The 18,151-nt window shown below is 66.7% G+C and carries 19 protein-coding genes and 1 tRNA gene; all 20 read right to left on the bottom strand.

Translation table 11 applies throughout. The features are described from left to right. Positions 1–5: 5 nt before the first annotated feature. Positions 6–1,319 carry an MATE family efflux transporter gene (locus tag VF167_12010; GenBank protein HEX6926135.1) on the bottom strand — a complete coding sequence of 438 codons (1,314 nt, stop codon included), beginning with the start codon at positions 1,317–1,319 and terminating at the stop codon, positions 6–8. Positions 1,320–1,644: 325 nt separating this feature from the next. Then, on the bottom strand, positions 1,645–2,142 hold the full coding sequence (locus VF167_12005; protein ID HEX6926134.1) for a MarR family transcriptional regulator: 498 nt from the start codon (positions 2,140–2,142) through the stop codon (positions 1,645–1,647). Between the two features lie 159 nt (positions 2,143–2,301). Further along, positions 2,302–2,682: a VOC family protein gene (locus VF167_12000; protein ID HEX6926133.1), complete on the bottom strand. Its 381-nt coding sequence runs from the start codon at positions 2,680–2,682 to the stop codon at positions 2,302–2,304. Between the two features lie 20 nt (positions 2,683–2,702). Then, complete coding sequence (locus VF167_11995; GenBank protein ID HEX6926132.1) at positions 2,703–3,224, bottom strand: flavin reductase family protein; 522 nt, start codon at positions 3,222–3,224, stop codon at positions 2,703–2,705. A 116-nt stretch (positions 3,225–3,340) separates the two neighbouring features. Continuing rightward, positions 3,341–4,273: a VOC family protein gene (locus tag VF167_11990; GenBank protein ID HEX6926131.1), complete on the bottom strand. Its 933-nt coding sequence runs from the start codon at positions 4,271–4,273 to the stop codon at positions 3,341–3,343. A 211-nt stretch (positions 4,274–4,484) separates the two neighbouring features. Then, complete coding sequence (locus VF167_11985; GenBank protein ID HEX6926130.1) at positions 4,485–4,895, bottom strand: VOC family protein; 411 nt, start codon at positions 4,893–4,895, stop codon at positions 4,485–4,487. 8 nt (positions 4,896–4,903) lie between these two features. After that, positions 4,904–5,089 carry a hypothetical protein gene (locus tag VF167_11980; protein ID HEX6926129.1) on the bottom strand — a complete coding sequence of 62 codons (186 nt, stop codon included), beginning with the start codon at positions 5,087–5,089 and terminating at the stop codon, positions 4,904–4,906. Continuing rightward, a complete protein-coding gene (locus tag VF167_11975) occupies positions 5,086–6,717 on the bottom strand; it encodes a sodium-dependent transporter (GenBank protein ID HEX6926128.1) in 1,632 nt (543 codons plus the stop codon). Before VF167_11975 ends, VF167_11980 begins: the two co-directional genes overlap by 4 nt. 412 nt (positions 6,718–7,129) lie before the next feature. Next, positions 7,130–8,557, bottom strand: coding sequence for a hypothetical protein (locus VF167_11970; protein ID HEX6926127.1), 1,428 nt, complete (start codon positions 8,555–8,557; stop codon positions 7,130–7,132). Continuing rightward, on the bottom strand, positions 8,554–9,465 hold the full coding sequence (gene rarD / locus VF167_11965; GenBank protein ID HEX6926126.1) for an EamA family transporter RarD: 912 nt from the start codon (positions 9,463–9,465) through the stop codon (positions 8,554–8,556). Before rarD ends, VF167_11970 begins: the two co-directional genes overlap by 4 nt. A gap of 299 nt (positions 9,466–9,764) precedes the next feature. After that, positions 9,765–9,839: transfer RNA gene (locus tag VF167_11960), tRNA-Val, on the bottom strand. 16 nt (positions 9,840–9,855) lie between these two features. Then, positions 9,856–10,062: a hypothetical protein gene (locus VF167_11955; protein HEX6926125.1), complete on the bottom strand. Its 207-nt coding sequence runs from the start codon at positions 10,060–10,062 to the stop codon at positions 9,856–9,858. Positions 10,063–10,450: 388 nt separating this feature from the next. Next, positions 10,451–10,750, bottom strand: a complete 300-nt coding sequence (locus VF167_11950; GenBank protein ID HEX6926124.1) for a hypothetical protein — start codon at positions 10,748–10,750, stop codon at positions 10,451–10,453. Between the two features lie 643 nt (positions 10,751–11,393). Next, positions 11,394–12,338 (bottom strand): hypothetical protein, encoded by a 945-nt coding sequence (locus VF167_11945; protein HEX6926123.1) that lies wholly within the window; start codon positions 12,336–12,338, stop codon positions 11,394–11,396. A gap of 38 nt (positions 12,339–12,376) precedes the next feature. Then, entirely contained in the window at positions 12,377–13,324 is a 948-nt protein-coding gene (locus VF167_11940; protein ID HEX6926122.1) for a tetratricopeptide repeat protein, read from the bottom strand. Beyond that, positions 13,321–13,713 (bottom strand): chemotaxis protein CheW, encoded by a 393-nt coding sequence (locus tag VF167_11935; GenBank protein HEX6926121.1) that lies wholly within the window; start codon positions 13,711–13,713, stop codon positions 13,321–13,323. The genes VF167_11940 and VF167_11935 overlap by 4 nt, the downstream gene beginning before the upstream one ends. A 299-nt stretch (positions 13,714–14,012) precedes the next feature. Next, positions 14,013–14,501 carry a chemotaxis protein CheD gene (locus tag VF167_11930; protein HEX6926120.1) on the bottom strand — a complete coding sequence of 163 codons (489 nt, stop codon included), beginning with the start codon at positions 14,499–14,501 and terminating at the stop codon, positions 14,013–14,015. Then, positions 14,498–15,313 (bottom strand): protein-glutamate O-methyltransferase CheR, encoded by an 816-nt coding sequence (locus VF167_11925; protein HEX6926119.1) that lies wholly within the window; start codon positions 15,311–15,313, stop codon positions 14,498–14,500. Before VF167_11925 ends, VF167_11930 begins: the two co-directional genes overlap by 4 nt. Continuing rightward, the gene (locus VF167_11920; protein HEX6926118.1) at positions 15,310–16,944 is read right to left on the bottom strand and encodes a DUF4388 domain-containing protein; all 1,635 of its coding nucleotides are present in this window, start codon (positions 16,942–16,944) and stop codon (positions 15,310–15,312) included. Before VF167_11920 ends, VF167_11925 begins: the two co-directional genes overlap by 4 nt. After that, positions 16,944–18,146, bottom strand: coding sequence for a DnaA/Hda family protein (locus VF167_11915; protein ID HEX6926117.1), 1,203 nt, complete (start codon positions 18,144–18,146; stop codon positions 16,944–16,946). Before VF167_11915 ends, VF167_11920 begins: the two co-directional genes overlap by 1 nt. Between the last annotated feature and the right edge of the window lie 5 nt (positions 18,147–18,151).

Here is an 18,151-nt window from a genome sequence, read left to right as displayed (position 1 = left end):
GGCCTCTAACCCTGCACGTCCACTACGATCGACTTCCACCGCCCTTGCCGGAAGCGCGCGACGCTGAGGACGCAGCGGACCGTGTGCCCCAGCAGGATCGCGATCCAGATATCGATCGGGTCGAGCCCCACCGTCTGCTGGATGATGAAGCAGAGACCAAGCGGCACCACCACCTGCGAGATGATCGAGATGTAGAGCGGGCTCTTCGTGTCGCCGGTTCCCTGAAGCCCGCCGGTGTAGGTGAGGGCGACGGCGATGAAGAGTCCCGACAGGCTCAGGATGCGCAGCAACTGAGTACCGATCTCGATCACCGCCGGTTCGGTCATGCCGAAGAGGCCGAGCAACGCCTCGGGCATGAGCAGGAACAGGGCGCCGATGGCCGCCGCACCGCCAACGGCGATCCGCGCCGCCACGTGCACCGCGGACACCGCGCGCTCAGGCTTCCCCGCCCCGAGACTCTGACCCGCGATCGCCGCCGCCGCCCCCATCAACCCCACCGAGGTCCAGGTCACCAGCGAGAAGAGCTGCGAATAGGAGATCGCAAAGGCCGCCTGGGCAGCCGCGCTCTGGGCGAGAGAACCGATGAACGAAAGCATCAGCACGCCGCCGACGTTCATCGCAATTCCCTGGATACCGGTCGGCAGGCCGAAGCGGAAGAGCGCGCGTATGATCCCCCAGTCCGGAGCGTATCCCTGCCCACGGGGGAAGGAGATGACCCAGCTTCCGTTCTGCAGCTTCCAGAGCGAATAGACCGCCACCAGCCCCGAAGCGATCACCGTTCCCATCGCCGCGCCGGTGGTGCCGAAGGCCGGGACCGGGCCAAGTCCGGCGATGAGGACGATGTTGAGCCCCATGTTCAGCACGGTCATGGCGATTCCCAGCACCATCGGGGTCCGCGCATCGCCGGCCGACCGCAGCGCCCCGCTCAGCATGAAGAAGATCATCATGCCGACGCTGAACAGAAACATCACCCGTAGAAACGGGAGGGCTTCGGCGCGAACGGCGGGGGCAGCGTTGACAAGGTCGAGCAGCGCCGGCGAGAGGAGGTAGCCCACCGGAGCCAGCACCAGAAGAGAAATCCCCACCGCGGTCAGGAATGCCTGGAAGACCACCCGGTCGACCTTCTCGGGCTCGTCGGCACCGGCAAAGCGGGCCACCAGGACGCTCATCCCGGTGAAGAGCGAGGTGATGAAGACGATAACGACGATGAAGATCTGCCAGGCGACCCCGATGGCAGCATTAGCCTGGAAGCCGACCAGGTGGCCGACCATCACGTGATCGACCATCCCCTGGATCCCGCCGATGATGTTGGTCAACATCGCGGGCCAGGCGAGCTTCCACACCGTTGGGGCCAGCGGGCCATCGACGATGGAGCGGTCGTAGCGCCTGCCTGGAGGCGGAGAAGCGGGGGGTACGGCCGCAAGCGGGGGCGTTACCGCCCCAGAACCGGCGGGAGCCCGACCCTCTTCGGGAGTGGTTGGGCGGTGCGAATCGGTCTCGCCGGAGCGGGATTCTTCCGGCAATTTGGCCCTGGAGGCGAGATCGGCGCGGAGGTCTGCCATCGGCATTGGCGCGGGCGAACGGCCCGCAGTCGGTGGTGGCTTTAGTGCGAGGAGCCGCCTCCGGGCCGCTCCGCCAGGATCGTCAGTCGCCGGTGCCGGTTCTCGCGGGAACCGGTAGACTCACCTCCGAGCCGGCACCGGCCTCAACGGCCGCATCCATCCTGGTGCGCAGGTCCGAAGCCAGCGCGGCGCCGAGGGCTTGCTCGATCCGCTCCTGCGCGCGCCTCCAGAGTGGAAGGGCACGAGCGACCCGGTCTCGTCCAGCGTGGGTGAGCCGGGCAATCCTGACCCGGCGATCGCGCGTCGAGCGCTCGATGCGAAGAAGCCCCTGACGCGCCAAGGGGCGCAGGTTGCGCGAGAGCGTGGTGGCGTCCATGGCGAGGATCTCCGCGAGGCGATTCATCCGGGCTCCTGCCTCCCCGCCGATCGCTACCGCGTTGAGCAGCGTGAGCTGGGTCGCCTGGATCCCCAGGGGACGCAATTCCTCATCATATATCCGGGTCAGGACCCGGGAAACTCTGCGGGCGCGGAAGCACAGGCACTCGGCGGCCATCTGCTCCGCAGCGAGTCGGTAATCCATGACCATGTATATGCACCGATCCCCGGGAGGGGGGCAAGGGCGGCCGTGGCTTCGCTCAGGATCACCGGGTCGCCCCCTCGAGCTCTGACCGTAGCTCCGGCAGTTGGTTGCGCGCTCGCACTCGGGATGATCGGGAGGCCATCGCAATGAGGGGAGGCCTCACAGCGGCTGCCCGAACCCGAGGTCGTGGCCATCCAGGTCCTGGACGCCGAACTCGCGGATGCCGTACGGCTTGTCGCTGAGCCCATAGTCGATCGTTGCGCCGCGACGCACGAACTCGTCGTGCAGGACATCCGCATCATCGACCCAGAAGTAGGCGCTCCAGAGCTGGTGCACGACCTTCCAGTGCGGCACCACCTGTGTCTGCGGCGGCACCTGGCTCAGCATGACGATGATGCCGTCCCGCTTGACCATGCAGAAGTCGGGCGGATCTCCCCAGAAGCGCTCGAAGGTGAAGCCCAGGCGGTCGCGATAGTGCTCCGCGGCAGCGACGACATCGCGCACGAGCAGAACCGGCGCGACGGAAGTGATATGTGCCATGATCGTGGAGGAGTGGGGGATCAGGTGAGGCTCTGGTACTGGCGGCGGTGGTAGAGGAGCGGCGGCGCTTCCGGCCCGAGCGTGACGGATTCCACTCGCCCGACGATGATGCGGTGATCGCCACCCGCGTATTCTTCCCACAGCGCACACTCGAGCGCCGCGGGGGCGTCGATCACCACGGGACGCTCCAGGCTCTGGAAGAGCTCCGTCATCCCCGGAAGTCGCTGGGCGACCGTCCCGGCGGCGTGTTGCTGCGCGGCGGAGAGGATGCTCACCACGAACCGCTGCTCCTCGCGGAGCATGGGCAGGATGGAGGCGTGCTCACCCACGCAGGCGAGCACGAGTGGAGGCTCGAGCGAGAGAGAGGCAAAGGCGCTGACCGTGATCGCATCGATCTCCTCCCCGTCGCTGGCGGCGAGCACCGCTACACCACTCGCCCAGTGCGACAGGGCTTCCCGCATCAGCCCGGCGAAATCCCCGCCGCTCTCCGCGGAGGAGGTACGGATCGAGGCCTGAATCGGTCGACGGTTGGGACGAACCATGGCGTTCTGGCGGAAACGAGGACGTGCTCCCGGTAAGGTGCCTCCGAGGGGCGGAGGAGTCCATAGCGGTCTGCCGCATGCCTCGTAGCCTGAGCCCCGGTCACCTTGTCACCCCGTCACGCCGCCCCTCCCCTCCGCACCCGCACCAGCGTCCCCCAGGGATCTCGCGTGACGACCTCGCCGGGAGCGGGGCGCTCGACCGGGTAGCCGGCTCGCACCAGGCTCTCGGCGGTGGCCTCGACTTGCTCCGTACGTGGGAGCTCGACCGTCCATTCGAGCAGGCGCGCATCACCCTCGCCCGCGGCGCGCTCCGAGGCCGCCCAGGTGTTCACCCCGAGGTGGTGGTGGTATCCGCCGGCGGAGAGAAAGAGCGCGCCGGGGTAGCTCCAGACGACCTTGTCGAACCCGAGCGCGTCGTGGTAGAAGCTCGACGCGGACCCGAGGTCGCCCACGTGCAGGTGCACGTGCCCGATGACCGTACCGTCGGGGAGGCCGGCCCAGGGAAGATCGCCGGCCGACGCCAGTAGCTCGTGGGCACGCAGCGGCTCGGTGCTCATCCGCAGCTCACGACCTTCAGCCCGCCATGCGGAGCGCGGCCGATCGGCGTAGACCTCGATGCCGAGCCCGTCGGGATCGTGCAGGTAGACGGCCTCGCTGACCAGGTGGTCAGAGGCGCCGATTCGCTGTCGCAGGTCGCCGACGTGGCGGAGAAAGCGGCCGAGATCTTCTCTCGTGGGCAGCAGGATGGCGAAGTGGTAGAGCCCGAGCCGCCCGCGGGGCGGCACGGGCGTACTTCCGGGCCGCTCCTTCAGCACCACCAATGGACGCTGATCCTCTGCCCCGAGGGTCGCACCACTGCCGTCCTTTTCCAGCAGACGCAGCCCGATCACCTGCTGATAGTAGCGAAGTGATCGCTCGAGATCGGCCACCTGCAGTTGCACCGGCCCGAGGCGCGTGTCTGCGGGAAGCCGGTGCCCCGCGGGCGCAATCCCCCAGCCGAAATCCGGCTGCGCCCCCCCGTTCGCTCCCGGCCGTGTAGCGTCGTTCATCGTGTCCCCCCGTTGCTTGTGGCCAGGCACAAATATGTGTTGTAACACATATATTGTCAACCCGCTCGATCGGGCTGGTCCGGATGGGAAATCGGCGTGAAGCCAGGAGAAGACTCGGCGCAGATGCAGGAGGCGTGTCGGCGCGGAGAGACCGGGAGAATCGGCGTGGAAACAGAGAGGAGTCAGATCGGACTAATTAAGGCAGCCGCTGTCAATCCGGGGGCAGCGCCGCCGGATTCCAGACGACTTCCCAGAGATGCCCGTCCGGATCGGCGAAGTACCCGGCGTAGCCTCCCCAGAAGGTCTCCCCCGCTTCCTTGACGATGCGCCCACCCGCCCGCCGTGCCTCCTCCATCACCGCATCTACCTGCTCGCGGCTGGCAACGTTGTGCCCGAGGGTGAGCTCCGTCGGAGACGGTGCCCCCTCGGACACACCACTGTCGTGCGCGATGCTCCGCCTCGGCCACAATGCGAGCTGCACCCCGCCTTCCAGCTCGAAGAAGGCCACGGCTCCGTGCTCGAACTCGGTACCCACGATGCCCGGCGTCTGCCACCCGAGACCATCGCGGTAGAAGGCCACGGCGCGCTCGAGGTCGTCCACCCCGAGGGTAAGAACTGTCACGCGGGGTTTCACCGGGGATCCTCGCGCGGCTTCCCGGACTCGTCGAAATGCCCCGGTTCCGGCGGAGACTCCGGCCCGATGCCATCCGGATCGAGATGCTTCTGGGCGCGAAGAATTCGCGAATAGGCCCAGGTGGCGAGCCCGAGCACAAAGGCCCAGCTCATCACCATGAAGACGATAGCCCCGGTGCTCATACCACCGCCTCCTTACCCGCGGGAACCGCCAGCGCCGCATCCTCGACCTCCACGAATCCGGCCCGCTCGTCGTAGTTGTTGCGCTTCCAGGCCAGCCGGATCAGGAAGAGGAAGACCACCGCAAAGAACAGGATCACGCCGCGCGACATCAGGATGTACGGCATCGCCTCCGGATCGACCGGCCCGCCCCCTGCCGAGCGCTCGAGACGAAGGATCGGAATCGCGTCCGCAATCCCCCACCACCCCAGGATCACCATCAGGTAGGCCGGGGTGATCCACGTCATCACGAACTTGAAGATGGAAGGAATGCGAATGTCAGCGCCCTGGTGGATGCTACGCCAGGCATTCTCCGGCTTGAAGACCCACATGAAAAGGACCACTTCCACCACCGCCATCAACACCAGGCCGAACGTTCCGCCCCAGTAGTCCCATTCGTCCAGGAAGCCGTGCTCGAGCCAGACGATGTGCATCAAGCCGAAGCACAGCGTGACCAAGCCCATCAGCCAGGCCACTGGCTCGCGGCTAAATCCGAACTCCTCACGGAAGAAGGCCACGATCGGGGTGAGCATCGCCACCGACGAGGTGATCCCGGCAAAGAAGAGAAGCCCGAACCACATCGCCCCGAGAATGTTGCCCAGCGGGAGCTGCTGGAAGACCACCGGCATCGAAGCGAAAGCCAGGTTGAAGGAGCCGGACTGCGCCACGGCAGTCGCGCCGCTCACACCGAAGAAGACCACCGCCGCCGGGATGGCGATCGTGCCGCCGAGGACGACCTCAGCGGTCTCGTTGGTGGCCGCGGTGGCGATGCCCGACAAAGCGATGTCGTCCTTCTTGGAGAGGTAGGAGGCGTAAGCCTGCAGCGTCCCCATGCCCACCGAGAGGGTGAAGAAGATCTGCCCCGCGGCCGCCAGCCAGACCCTCGGCTCGTCCAACCGCGAGAGGTCGGGAGCGTAGATGAACTCCAGCCCCTGGAAAGCGGTTTCCCCACCCGGACCCGCCGGGAGCAACAACACCGTCACTGCCAGGACGATGGCGAAGAGGAAGAGGATCGGCATCCCGATGCGGGCGAGCCGCTCGATCCCGCCGGAGATCCCCCGCGACAGGACCCAGATGTTGATTCCGAGAGTGACCAGGAAGAACGCGAACGGGGTGTACCACGCGTGCTGGCCGCTCCCTCCGATCCCCTGGAAGGACCGCAGGTAGTCGGTCATCGCCGCCTGCGTGGTGTTCCCCCAGTAGTCCCGCGACAGCGAGAACCAGGTGAAGGCCAGCGTCCAGCTCTCGATGTAGGTGTAGTAGATCATCACCACCAGCGGGATCACCATCCCGATGACGCCGACGTACTTGGCGGCAGGATGGTGCCAGAGGGCGGCGAACATGCCCGGAATATGTCCCTTGCGAAACCGGCCGCCGTTTCGCCCGATCCCCCACTCGATCCACATCAACGGAATGCCGAGCAGGAAGAGCGCGACGAAGTAGGCGATCATGAATGAGCCGCCGCCGTTGCTGGCGGCCTGGGTGGGGAATCGCAGGAAGTTCCCCAGCCCCACGGCGTTGCCCGCCATGGCGAGAATGAGCCCGATGCGGGTTCCCCAGGCTTCGTTGGGATTCGAAGGGTTGTGACTCACTATAGAGCGCTCCGGGTGAAGGTGAGCGAGGGGTGCGGAGTACCGAGGCGAGCCACGCGTTGGAGCGGAACGTGGCACGACGACGGGGGCACCGCCGCAGAACTCCCCCTTTGCGTACGGGCAATCGCGCCAGGGCGCCTCGGGCGGAGACGCTGGCGCCGTGGGTCAACACTCGACAGGGACATGCAACGCGAATGACTGCGGAGACCTAGTGCCAGGCCGGGACGGTGATCCCCGCCACGACTCGATCGTATCGGCAGCTGACCCTGCTTCCAACAACCCGGGGCATTCCTGGCAGCAACGGCATGATCAGCAGGGCGATCGAGGTTCGAGGCACCAGGCTCCAGGCGGGCCGATTGAGTCTAAGTGGAGAAACGACAGCGAGAAAAGATGTTCCGACCGCCCCCACGCGTCAAGGAACCCCCGCCGATTCCGGGCGAGCCACGGCGGATGCGGACGCCCCGATGTACCGTTCGGCCCAGTCCAGAAAGGTCGGCCAGTTCGGCCCGGTCGTATGCCCTCCCGCGTGCTGGCGGAAGGCAATCTCCCCGTCGACGAGAGGCGTTTCCATGGGCGGAAAGGTCGAGGTACCGAGGTCCTTCTTACCCAGGCGCCGATAGACCGGTCCAGCGTGCACCGCCGCCAGGAACATCCCGCGCCCATCGACCCACTGGCCCTCGACCTGAGGAGAGCCGACGCTGACGAACACCGGCCGGGGTGCGACCAATGCGATCAGCTCGTGAGCATCGACCGGCAGATCGTTCGCGGTAAGGGGACCGGCGTACTTGAGAAAGTTCCCCGCGAACCAGTGGTATTCGCCCGATGAGGCGAGGTTCTCCACCTGCTCACCGAAGATCCGGCGCAGGATCTTGGCGCCGCCAGCGCCGGAGGACCCGATGAAGCCGATCGCGAGACGGGGCTCGTACGCCATCGCCACCAACGCCGCCTTACCGTAGCGAGAGAGCCCCTCGATCCCCACCCGCTTCGCGTCTACCGCGGAATCGGTCTCCAGGTAGTCGAGGAGCCGGCTCACGCCCCATGCCCAGGCGCGCAACGCTCCCCAGTCGTCGGACCGTCTTGACTGTCCGCGATTCGTTAGCCCGATGATTCCTTTTGTCAACCCCGCGCCATTGTCGGCCTGGTAGCTGGTTGGCACCAGCACGGCATATCCCCAGCCGCGGTCGAGGAGCTGTTGCTGCCAGGTTGGGCCCTCCGGCGCGGTACCTGGCCGCGCCGGAGGGGGTGGCCGAAACCCCGGCGGGGGGGAGAAGCCGAAGTGGATCATCACCGGCACGGGACCCGTCGCACCGCTCGGGGTCGTGAGGGTGGCATCGATCGCCACCTCGATGTCGGGATACCCGGAGTTGTCGGCGCGGCCAACCAGCTTCTTTACCACCACCCGATGGTCGCCCACCGAATCCTCGGTGACGCTCGCCACCTCCCAGCGCACCGCCGGGACATCCTCGGGCACCCGACCGTAGACCTCCCGGTCAAACAGCTCGACGATCTCCGGCCGACGGAGCTCCCACCACTCCCGTGGTGTCGTGACGCGGCGGCCGTTCTCCAGCACGAGCGGATCGGGGAGGGTATACGGCGGAACCTTCGACTCGTCGCTGTTGGCCGCGTTCGGAGCTTCGGGATTGCCCGAGGGTCCGGGCCGCAGCGAGGTGATCCCCAGCAGATCCATCATCCGCCGGTGGTCTGCGGCGGTGGCGGCGGCTATGGCGGCCCGCTCGGCCGAATCCGGCCGCTGAGCAGCGGCGGACGAGGCGGTCGCGGCAGCCAGCAGGAAGACGGATCCGAGCCGCAGGACGCAGTGAGGGCGTATGGGAGGGATCATTGGTTGTCCAGGGCGTAGGGAGGGGAGCGTAGCGCTGCTTGCCGATGGGCGATTCCCTCACCGGCGAAGATGAGCAGGGCGACCCAGACGAAACAGAAGCCGATCAGCCGCTCGGTCGTCAGCTCTTCGTCGTAGACGAAGACGCCGAGCAGGAACTGCAGGGTGGGGGCGATGTACTGCAGCACGCCCAGGACCGTCATGGAGATGAGACGTGCGCCCGAGGCGAAGAGCAGCAGGGGGATGGCCGTCGCGGCGCCCGCCAGGGCAAGCAGGAGCGAGGTCGTCGCCCCCGCGTGGGCGAAGCTGGCGCGCCCCTCCAGCTCGAGATACAGGAGATAGAGGAGCGCCGGAAGGAAGAGGACCAGCGTCTCCAGCGCCAGCCCTTCCAACGAGCTCAGCGTCGCCGTCTTTCGCAGCAGGCCGTAGAGGCCGAAGGAGAAGGCGAGTCCCAGCGCGATCCACGGCAATCGTCCGTGGTTGACGGTCAGGTATAGCACCCCCGCGGCCGCCGTCAGAAGCGCCACCGTCTGCACAGGCCGCAGCCGCTCTCGCAGGAAGACCATCCCCAGTACCACGTTCACCAGCGGATTGATGAAGTAGCCGAGGCTGGTCTCCACCACGTGATCGGCGTTGACCGCCCAGATGTAGAGGAACCAGTTGGCCGAGAGCAGCAGCGCCGAGGCCGTGAAGGTCAGCAGCACCCGCCGATCGCCCAGCACCGATCGAAGCCACCCCCAGTGACCGCGCGCGGCGAGGAGGATGGCCACGAACCCCAGCGACCAGGTCATCCGGTGCGCCAGGATCTCGTCGGCGGGGACCTGCTGCAGGCTCTTCCAGTACACCGGCAGCAACCCCCAGGCGAGGTAGGCACCGGTCGCGAAGAGCATTCCGCGCTTTCCGTCGTTCATCGATCCCCCGGGAGGGCGCGGCTCGGTCCGGAGACCGTGAACCCCGGCAGCGATCCGCCTCGTTCCGCCCTTTGTCGGTCACCCACCGTTCGACGCCGCCGCGCGTGACGTGACCACTCCACCTGCCTGGTGAATCCGAGCCCAGGCAACCATGGCACGAGGCCGCGGGTCGCGGATCCCTCAGCCGCCGGCGGGCTGAGGGAGTGACACAAGCTGGGCGGGGCCGTCTCGAGCGACGGAAACCACGAACGCCGGCGCCATTATGGGCCGGCGTCTCTTCCGTGGAAGGTCGAACGGAATGGGCGCTGAGGGATTCGAACCCCCGACCCCCTCGGTGTAAACGAGGTGCTCTGGACCAGCTGAGCTAAGCGCCCGAAAACTTTCCTCGCACTACAGGATGATGCCCAGCGGCATCAGGATCACGTATCCGAGCACCAGCAGCAGCGGGGCCGCGATCGTCGAACCGCCCGAGAGCAGGAAGAATCCCGCCACGATGGCCACCACCGCCGCCGCGAGCAGCACCCAGTTCAGCAAGCTGAACTGAACCTGTCCTTCCCCGCCCTCCGCGGGCGCCACGGATGGATTCGAGCGTGCCATGGCTGGAAGTTAACGGGAGGATGGAGGAGCAGACAAGACAAGGAGACACGAGAAGAGGAGACAAGGAGTGACGGACAGTGGACAAGGAGACGGGGTGACGGGGCGACAAGGTGAGAAGGTGATCCGTGGCGCCGGCTCCGCGCGTGCAGGGAAGCTCTGAGCGTCGGCAGCCGACTCACCCGTTCACCCGTGATGGATCTCTCACTGGACGCACCGCGTCACAAGCTTCCTGTTGCCGGTCAATCCCGAAACTCCGATTCACCGGACGGACCTCGGGAGAGATTTCGTAGAGCTTTACGCAAACTACTTCGTAAGGGTGGATCCAGGTCTCGCTCGGAAGAACAACAAGAAGAGGTTGGAGGTGTGGACCCGGACCCTTCACTTCCCCTCAAGAGAAGAACTGAAAACGTTCAAAAACAGCGAGTTCTACAATGATTTCTGCATCCCTCAGCGATTTGAGGACGCGGCAGGGCTGACCTTCGAGCCGGGTGTCGGCATGGGAACGGCCGGGGTTTACCTCCAACGATCGACCTACGGGGCCGAGCGATTCTCCGACTTCGGAGCCACCCTGCTCAGCGTTCTTCTTCCAGCATTCAAGACAGGAGTCACAGGCTGGCTGCGCATCGGACGGCAAGGCGAAGCATTCTGGAAGGTTGATCGACGAGGTTTCACAGGGTGTTCTCATCATCACGTGCGAAGGCGTCATTGCGCACGTGAATGCCCATCTGCGCCGCATACTCGAGCGGGAGCCAGAGCGTCAACCCCTTGTTGACGCGGCAAAAGCTCTCGCGACACGAGTCGATACCCGTAGTCGTCGCCCAAAGCGATCAAAGGTTCCAGAGAATCCTGCCGAGGTCGTGACTACTTCAAGCGGAGCGTACCAATTGAGGGCAGTTTTGATCGGAGAGGCCATGATGCCTACTCCAGCGGTCCCTGTAGTGGTGGACCACCTGGCACACCAGAGTCCGTCAGTGAAACAACTTCAGGAGAAATTCGGGCTTACGAAGAGACAGGCGCAGGTTGCACTACATCTCGCGCGTGGCTCTACCAATAGAGAAATCGCCGAGTCTCTGGTAATCAGCGACCACACCGCAAAACGTCACACAGAGCAGGTTTTCCTCAAACTCGGTGTGAGCTCTCGTCGCGAGGTCGCGAAGGTGTTGCAGGAAGCGGCCCTGCGCCAGGGGCGGCGTGAGGGGATGACGAGGTGAGTAGGTGCTAGCGAGCGCCGGATACTAGCCGCGCGGGACTCTACGTCAGCGTTCGCCCGTTCACCCGCTCATTCCTTGTCCCCTTGTCTCCTTGTCCCCTTGTCACCCGTCACGCCTCCCTCACTCAACCACTCCTTGTCTCCTTGTCTCCTCTTCTCCTTGTCTGCCGTCCACCTCATCCGCCCACTCCTCCACCCACTCCTCGATCTGCATCTTCCGCAGCTTCTCGCGGTTGCGGCGGCGGCGGGGCCAGGTGAGCAGCACCAGCAGGAGGGCGACCAGGCCCCAGATCACGCCCATCTGGGAGAGGGCGAGCAGCCACCCATAGCGGCGCTTCACCATCCCGCGCCAGTCGCGCTCGAACTGGGTGAGGGTGAGACCGTAGGTGCCGCGCAGGGCGGTGTCGAAGTCGCCGCTCTGGCGCCAGGCCGCGAAGAAGGCGGCAAAGGAGTCCGGGCCGCCCCGCTGGGCCAGATAGCTCACTGCGCTGGCGGAAAGCAGGTACGCCAGCCGCGCGTCGGCCTCCTCCCCCGGCCAGCCCAGCCGCAGGCTGTCCAGCGGAGGCGCGCCACCAGCCAGCAGCGCCAGACGGATCTCCCACCCCCTACCCTGGTCCCACTCCCCGGATGCCCAGGTGGCATACCCCTCGTCGAACCAGCGCGGCACGCGGCCGGGCACCGCGGCGTTGAGTGCGAGGTGCACCAGCTCGTGCCGGAGCGCGATCAGGGGGTCACCGAGAGGCGTGCGCGCGGAGGAGAAGGCTGGAAGGACGATTCTCCGCTCTGCCGGAACCGCGACGCCGGCGCTCCAGTGAGGCGCCCCGTGCGTCAGCGAATCGAAGGCGGAAGGGGTGGGGGCCAGCACCACGGTTGCCCGCGGCGCGGGCGCAGCCGGGGTGATGCCGGGCAGCCGCAGGGGCGCCGCGGCCGCGCGGAGAGTGCGCTCGGCCAGGGGGCGGTGTCCCGGCCAGAACTGAACCTCTATGGGGCCGCTGCGTAGCGACTGCAGCGCTGGATCTCCCGACGAGAGCTGTGCGGCACCCGCATTCGCAGTGGTCGCCAGCACTACCAGCGAGGCGAGCCAGAGCCAACGCCGCGTTGACCCTACGGCCGCTCGGAGCGGGCCACGCCATCGGGTGACGATGCCGGGGCGGCCCGCTCGGCCTCCCATCCGAGCGGAAGCGGCGCACCCGCCTCCGCCCGCTCGACCGCTTCCTGGCATCGCTCTCCCCACGGGTCGAAGCGGTTCACCTCGGCGCCGCGGCGCCAAGTCTCCAACGCTTGCGTGAACTGGCCTTCAAGGTAGTACGATCGCCCCATCTCCCAGTAGGCCTCCACCAGCGAGGGCCCCAGCTCGAGCGCCCGTGCCAGGAAACCGCGGCCGTCGCGGTAGAGGGCACGGCGCGTGTAGAGCATCCCCAGATAGAGATGGGCATAGAGCACTGCCTTGCGATCCGTGGCGTCCCGCGCGGCGAGGGAGAGATGCTCCAGCGCCTCGGCGAATCGACCCTCCCGTAGAGCCACGTATCCGAGACTCGCCCGTGCCAGCGCCGCAGAGGAGTTCAGGCGGAGCACCGACTCGAGTGCCTGCCGCGCCTCCTCGAGCCGATCCAGCCGCATCAGAGCCCACCCGCGCAAAGTTGCGGCATCCTCGCTGCCCGGCACCCTCTCGAGCGCCCGGTTCACCTCGGCCAGGGCATCCTCGTACCGGCAGCTGGCCAACCGGTTCCAGGCACGGTCGAGATACGTCGACACGTCCAGATCGTCGGCCCGGGCGAGCGCGGAACCGTCCGCTGGTTGAGCGGCGTCGGTCGACCCGGATGCGGCAATCGTCACGATCGAGGCGACGGAGCTTCGGTAGCGCTCACCCAGCTCCTGCACGGACTCACGTAACTCGAGCAGGCGCGCGGCAGCAGCATCCACCTCGTGGTACAGGTCGATGATTCGTCGCCGGAGCTCGCTCCGCTGCTCGGCCGGGGTCGATCGATCGAGCCGTTCGACCTCGCGCACCAGCGTCTCGTAGCGGTCCCGCAGATAATCCGCGGCAGTCATGCCGGCTCCTCTCGGGCCGACCTCCAGGCCTCCTGAACCAGGGCCTCTCCGTCGAGCCACACCACCAGTCCACCCCCGTGCTCGATCACCCCCTTCAACAGGTGGCGCGGAAAGATCTCCGGCGGATCCCGGGCGGCGTCCGTAGCCACCTCGAGTACCTCACCGGATCGGTCGACCCGCATCAGCGCCCGTCGCCCGCCAGCCTGCAGCACCAGCACCGGGGCCCGCCCCTCCTGCCGATCCTCCTCTCCCCCATACCCGAGCCACCGCGCCAGGTCCAACAACGGCAGCCCGCGCCCCTCGACCTCCTCCCAACGCGCCACCCCCTCCACGGTGGACAGCTCCACCGCGTGGACGGTCTCCGCGAGCGAAAAGGTGAGCAGACGCATCGGCTGGAATTTAAAATTCTGAATTAGTGCGGCGGGCGGCAGGAATTACGAATTACGAATTACGGGTTATAGGTAGCGGATTATGAGTTGTAGATTACGCAACCGGAAGTTCGGCCGACTGAAAAACAGACAACGGAAGCGCGGCGACCGACTCAGGCTATGGCAAGACGACCGGGATGGCCGCTGCGTCATTCAAAATGCAAAATTGCCGCGACTAATTCGTAATTCGTAATTCGTAATTCGTAATTCGTAATTCGTAATTCGTAATTCGTAGTGCCTGCATTCTTGATTCGTCATCCCTACAGTATCACGTCTCCGCGTCGGTACGAGCTCACCACCACCCGTCCGTCGGCGGCGAAGAGGCGGACGGAGCGTCCGTGGTCGCTGCCGACCTCTTCGCCGGTGACGGGGACGCCAGCCCACTCCAGGGCATCGCGGGTCGCTTCGAGGTTGCGCGCTCCGGCCGAGGCTAGCGGGGAGCTGCGGGGGCCGGAGAACATCGAGGCACCCCCGACGATCCGCGCGGTGACCCGCCGCCGATCGGCACCGCGCGCCGACATCTCGCGCAGCAGGTGGGGGACCGCCGTGGTCGCGTACTTGGCGGCCTGGCTCTCCTCGAAGGCGCGGTGCGGAGCCGGCAACAAGACGTGCGCCATCCCCGCTACCCGGACGTCGGCATCGTAGAGCAGGATGGCCACGCACGACCCCAGTCCCACGGTAACCAGCACCTCCTCTCCGGCGGCTACCGCGGCCTCCGCGACCCCGACGAAGATGGAGGGACTGTTCACTCCGGTTTCCAGAATATCCGCTGGCGGTTGCTGACCGGGCGCAGGAGCGAGCGTGTTCGGCCCAGGAGGGTCTCCACCTTGCCCAATACCAGGAAACCGCCTGGAACCAGGGCTTCGTAGAAGCGGTCGAAGATCTTCTCCTGGATGCCGCGGTCGAAGTAGATGATCACGTTGCGGCACAAGATCAGATGCTGCTCCCGCTCGGGCTCGCCCGAGATGAGGTCGCGGTGCTCGAAGCGGACGCGCTCCTGGATGCGGGCATCGAGCTGGTAGGGCGGCCCGGGCGAGAACCAGCGCTCCCGGTAGGCGGCTGGCATCTCGCCCATGGAGAGCTCGGGAAAGCTGCCGCGCCGCGCCGCGTCCAGGCTGCGGCGGTCGATGTCGGTTCCGAGCAGGTCGAAGCGCTCCAGCTCCGCGGTGCGGCCGAATCGCGCCGCCCACTCGTGGAGGAGGATGGAAGCCGAGAAGATCTCCTCGCCGCTGGCGCACCCCGCGCTCCAGATCCGCCGCGGCTCCGGGGCACCCTCGAAGAGCCGGGGGATCACTTCCTCTTCCAGGACCGCCCACATCTCCTGGTTGCGGAAGAACTTGGTGACGTTGATGGTGAGCGCGTCCAGCAACTGCTCGTACTCTACCGCGTCCCGGTCCAGAAGGGCGGCGTACCCGGCGTACGTGCTCTCCCCACGCGCGCGCATCCGCACCGCGATGCGCCGCCGCAAGCACTTGTCCTTGTAGAGGTGGCAGTTGAAGCCTCGCTCGCGTTGGATCTTCCGCTTCAACTGCTCCAGCTCCGGATCATCGTCCTTGATCATGAGGGACTGCTCGCGAGCACACGCTGCACCAGCTCCAGGTTGGTGCGGGCGATCCCGTTCTCCGGATTGAGCTCCAACGCCCGCGTCCACAGCCCGACCGCCTCTCCGCGCTCCCCCTGCTTATAGGCGATGTTGCCGAGCTTCAGGTAGACGTCGTCGCCGAGCTCCGGTCTGAGCTCGATCGCGCGGCGGTACTGCTCGGTGGCCTCCTCGTACGCTCCCCGGCGATACAGGGCGTCGCCCAGCGCCTTCCGCGCCTGCGGGAGCTCCGGCGCCTCCTCCACGGCCCGCCGGTAGAAGACTTCGGCCTCCTCCGCCACACCCGCCCGCTCCCGCAGAGCTCCCAGGTGCAGAATCAGCTCCGGAATGTGCGGATAGAGGCGCATACCTTCCTCGGCGAGCTGTCGACCCAGCTCCGGACGCCCGACGGCCGCTTCCGCCAGGGCCGCGAAGGCGAAGAAGGAAGGGGCGGGACGATCGTGTTCACCCACCGACGCCCGGTACACGCGGAAGGCCTCTACGGCCTCCCCCAGCCGCTCCGCCTTGGCGAGTAGAATCGCTCGGGAGAGCAGTGCCGGCGGGTAGTCTGGCAGCAATCGCAATCCCTCGTCCACCGCCAGCAGCGCACCGTCCACCCGGCCGAGCATCTCCAGCGCGAGCGCCAGGTTGAAGAAGGCCGAGCCCCATCGCCCGCCCTGTTCGATCACCCCCTTGAGCTGACGGAAAGCGCTCCGCGCGTCACCCGAACGCAAGGAAATCAGCCCGATATAGAAGCGGGCCGGAAGGTCGTCGGGGAGTCTCTCGAGTACGCGCTCGAATTCCCGCCGCGCCTCCTCCAACATGCCCGTTCGGTAGAAGGCGATCCCGAGGTTGCGGTGCTCCTGGGTCCGGGTCGCTGCGGACGCCGGAGGCTTGCTCTGCTTTCGCCCGGTGGCCTGCACCAGGCCGGCCTGGATCAGCCCGAATACCGCCTTGCCGACGTCGAACTCCACCAGACCCGACTCGTCGACGATGTCCTGTACGCTGCGCGTACCGTCGAGCAGGGGCAGGATCGCGCGCTGTTCCGACGAGAAATCGATCTGGGCACTTTCCACGAGTCGGTCGGTGGGGGAGAAGATGATATCCAGTGAAGGGATCTTCTTCTCGATCAGCGACCACTCGTCGACCCGACGAGCCCCCTCCAGGAGTACGCTCTCGGGGTTGATCCAGACCCGCAGCGTCCACTCCTCTGGCTGCTGGTCCGGCTCGAAGGTGAACGCGCCCTGGGTCCAGGTGAACAGAGTGTACACCGCCTCTTCGATCTGCAGGCGGATGTAACGCTCGAGCTGCTCTCGGGTGATGGTACCGCGCTCGACCAGGATCTCGCCCAGCCGGACTCCGCTGCGCGTAGTCTGAATCTCGACTGCGGCGGCGAGCTCCTCCGGGTCCACCAGCCCATTCTTGACCAGCAGGTCTCCGAGGCGGTCCCGCCGGTTGACGATGGAGGCGTAGGTGATGTGCCCGCGCTCGAAGTAGATGTATCCGAGATTGGAGCGATCGGTTACCGACAGGCAGCCCGTCTTCTGCCCTAGCGCCAGGAGTTGCAGCACGTCCGGCAGCCCCACTTCGCGCAGGTTTCCCCGTATAGCCATCAGCGCTGCTCCTCCACGATCCGGTCATCCAGAGCGAGCCAGTCCCAGGCGAGCTTCTCGCGATCCAGGAACCAGCGATCGAAGGAATCGCGGGGCAATCCGGCCGCCGCGCGTCGGACCGCGCCGGGCCGATCGGATCCGGCTGCCGTCGGGGCGTTCTCGGCGAGCAGCCGCTCCGCCTCCTGGAGCCGATCCGGATCCCGTAAGAGGAGCGGATCTACCGCCACCCCGGGCGGGAGCTCGCGGGCGATGCGCCGGAGGCGCCCGACGTCGCGCCCGAAGGAGGTCAGCAGCGCCTCGACGTCCGGCGCGGAATCGGCATCGAGTGCGGCCTCGAGCCGGCGGGTGCAGATCCCCTCCCCCTCCCAACGGAGGATCGCTTCGGCAAGCCGGCGTCTCCACGGCGCCGTCTCCACCACCGCAGCCACTGCCGTGGAGATGTCCGCGAGGAAGTCGTCGAACTCGTCGGCCTGAACGACGTGCGGCGTCATGGTGGCCACGCGGGAGACGTCCTCCAGCCGAACCTCGCGTCCCTCGAGGTCTGCGACCGCCAGCAGGCGATCGACCGCCTCCTGAATTGCCGGCACGCTGGCGAGCGGGAGCTGCGTGAGGGCCGCGGTCACGGCCTCCGGAAATGGCTGGTCGCGATTGGCGACGAGGCGCGTGACGATGGCGCGGCGAGTCGCCGGATCGGGAGAAGCGATCTCGACATTGAGCCCGCCGCTGACCCGCTCCAGGAGGGAAGGGTGCAGGTGGGGGATCGCGGCGGGAGGGGCCTCCGAGGCGATCACCAGTTGTCGCCCACGCCCGAGCATCTCGCCCGCGAGGCGGAGGAGCTCTTCCTCAGTCCGCCCCTTACCGGCGACCTGATCGAGGCCGTCCAGGAGAAGCAGGTCCACGCTGGCCATGGCGGCGCGGAAGGCCTCGAGAGTGCCCGCCGCGAGGGCGGCGGTCACACGGTCGACGAACTCCTCACCCGTCTCGTAGTGGACCCGAAGCTCGGCGTCGAACATGCGCGCGCGCTGCCCGATCGCCATCAGCAGGTGGGTCTTGCCGAGCCCCGGAGCGCCGGCAATGACCAGAGGATTGTAGATCCGCCCAGGTGCCTCCGCTGCGCGAACTGCCGCCGCGGCCGCAACTCGATTCGCCGGGCCGACGATGAAGCGCTCGAAGCTGCAGCGAGGATCGAGAGGGGTCGGCATCGCTT

This window comes from Longimicrobiaceae bacterium (assembly GCA_036375715.1).
Taxonomy (GTDB): Bacteria; Gemmatimonadota; Gemmatimonadetes; order Longimicrobiales; family Longimicrobiaceae; genus DASVBS01.
Note: the sequence above shows the minus strand (reverse complement) of the source record. Positions and strands in the feature narration are given on the sequence as shown.

Coding starts and splice junctions, on each gene's coding strand:
- VF167_12000 (HEX6926133.1), bottom strand. CDS start 2,682: ATGGCACATATCACTTCCGTCGCGCCGGTTCTGCTCGTGCGCGATGTC.
- VF167_11915 (HEX6926117.1), bottom strand. CDS start 18,146: ATGCCGACCCCTCTCGATCCTCGCTGCAGCTTCGAGCGCTTCATCGTC.
- VF167_11995 (HEX6926132.1), bottom strand. CDS start 3,224: ATGGTTCGTCCCAACCGTCGACCGATTCAGGCCTCGATCCGTACCTCC.
- VF167_11950 (HEX6926124.1), bottom strand. CDS start 10,750: ATGATGAGAACACCCTGTGAAACCTCGTCGATCAACCTTCCAGAATGC.
- VF167_11925 (HEX6926119.1), bottom strand. CDS start 15,313: ATGATCAAGGACGATGATCCGGAGCTGGAGCAGTTGAAGCGGAAGATC.
- VF167_11990 (HEX6926131.1), bottom strand. CDS start 4,273: ATGAACGACGCTACACGGCCGGGAGCGAACGGGGGGGCGCAGCCGGAT.
- VF167_12005 (HEX6926134.1), bottom strand. CDS start 2,142: ATGGATTACCGACTCGCTGCGGAGCAGATGGCCGCCGAGTGCCTGTGC.
- VF167_11980 (HEX6926129.1), bottom strand. CDS start 5,089: ATGAGCACCGGGGCTATCGTCTTCATGGTGATGAGCTGGGCCTTTGTG.
- VF167_11935 (HEX6926121.1), bottom strand. CDS start 13,713: ATGCGTCTGCTCACCTTTTCGCTCGCGGAGACCGTCCACGCGGTGGAG.
- VF167_12010 (HEX6926135.1), bottom strand. CDS start 1,319: ATGTTGACCAACATCATCGGCGGGATCCAGGGGATGGTCGATCACGTG.
- VF167_11970 (HEX6926127.1), bottom strand. CDS start 8,557: ATGATCCCTCCCATACGCCCTCACTGCGTCCTGCGGCTCGGATCCGTC.
- VF167_11955 (HEX6926125.1), bottom strand. CDS start 10,062: ATGGCACGCTCGAATCCATCCGTGGCGCCCGCGGAGGGCGGGGAAGGA.
- rarD (HEX6926126.1), bottom strand. CDS start 9,465: ATGAACGACGGAAAGCGCGGAATGCTCTTCGCGACCGGTGCCTACCTC.
- VF167_11920 (HEX6926118.1), bottom strand. CDS start 16,944: ATGGCTATACGGGGAAACCTGCGCGAAGTGGGGCTGCCGGACGTGCTG.
- VF167_11940 (HEX6926122.1), bottom strand. CDS start 13,324: ATGACTGCCGCGGATTATCTGCGGGACCGCTACGAGACGCTGGTGCGC.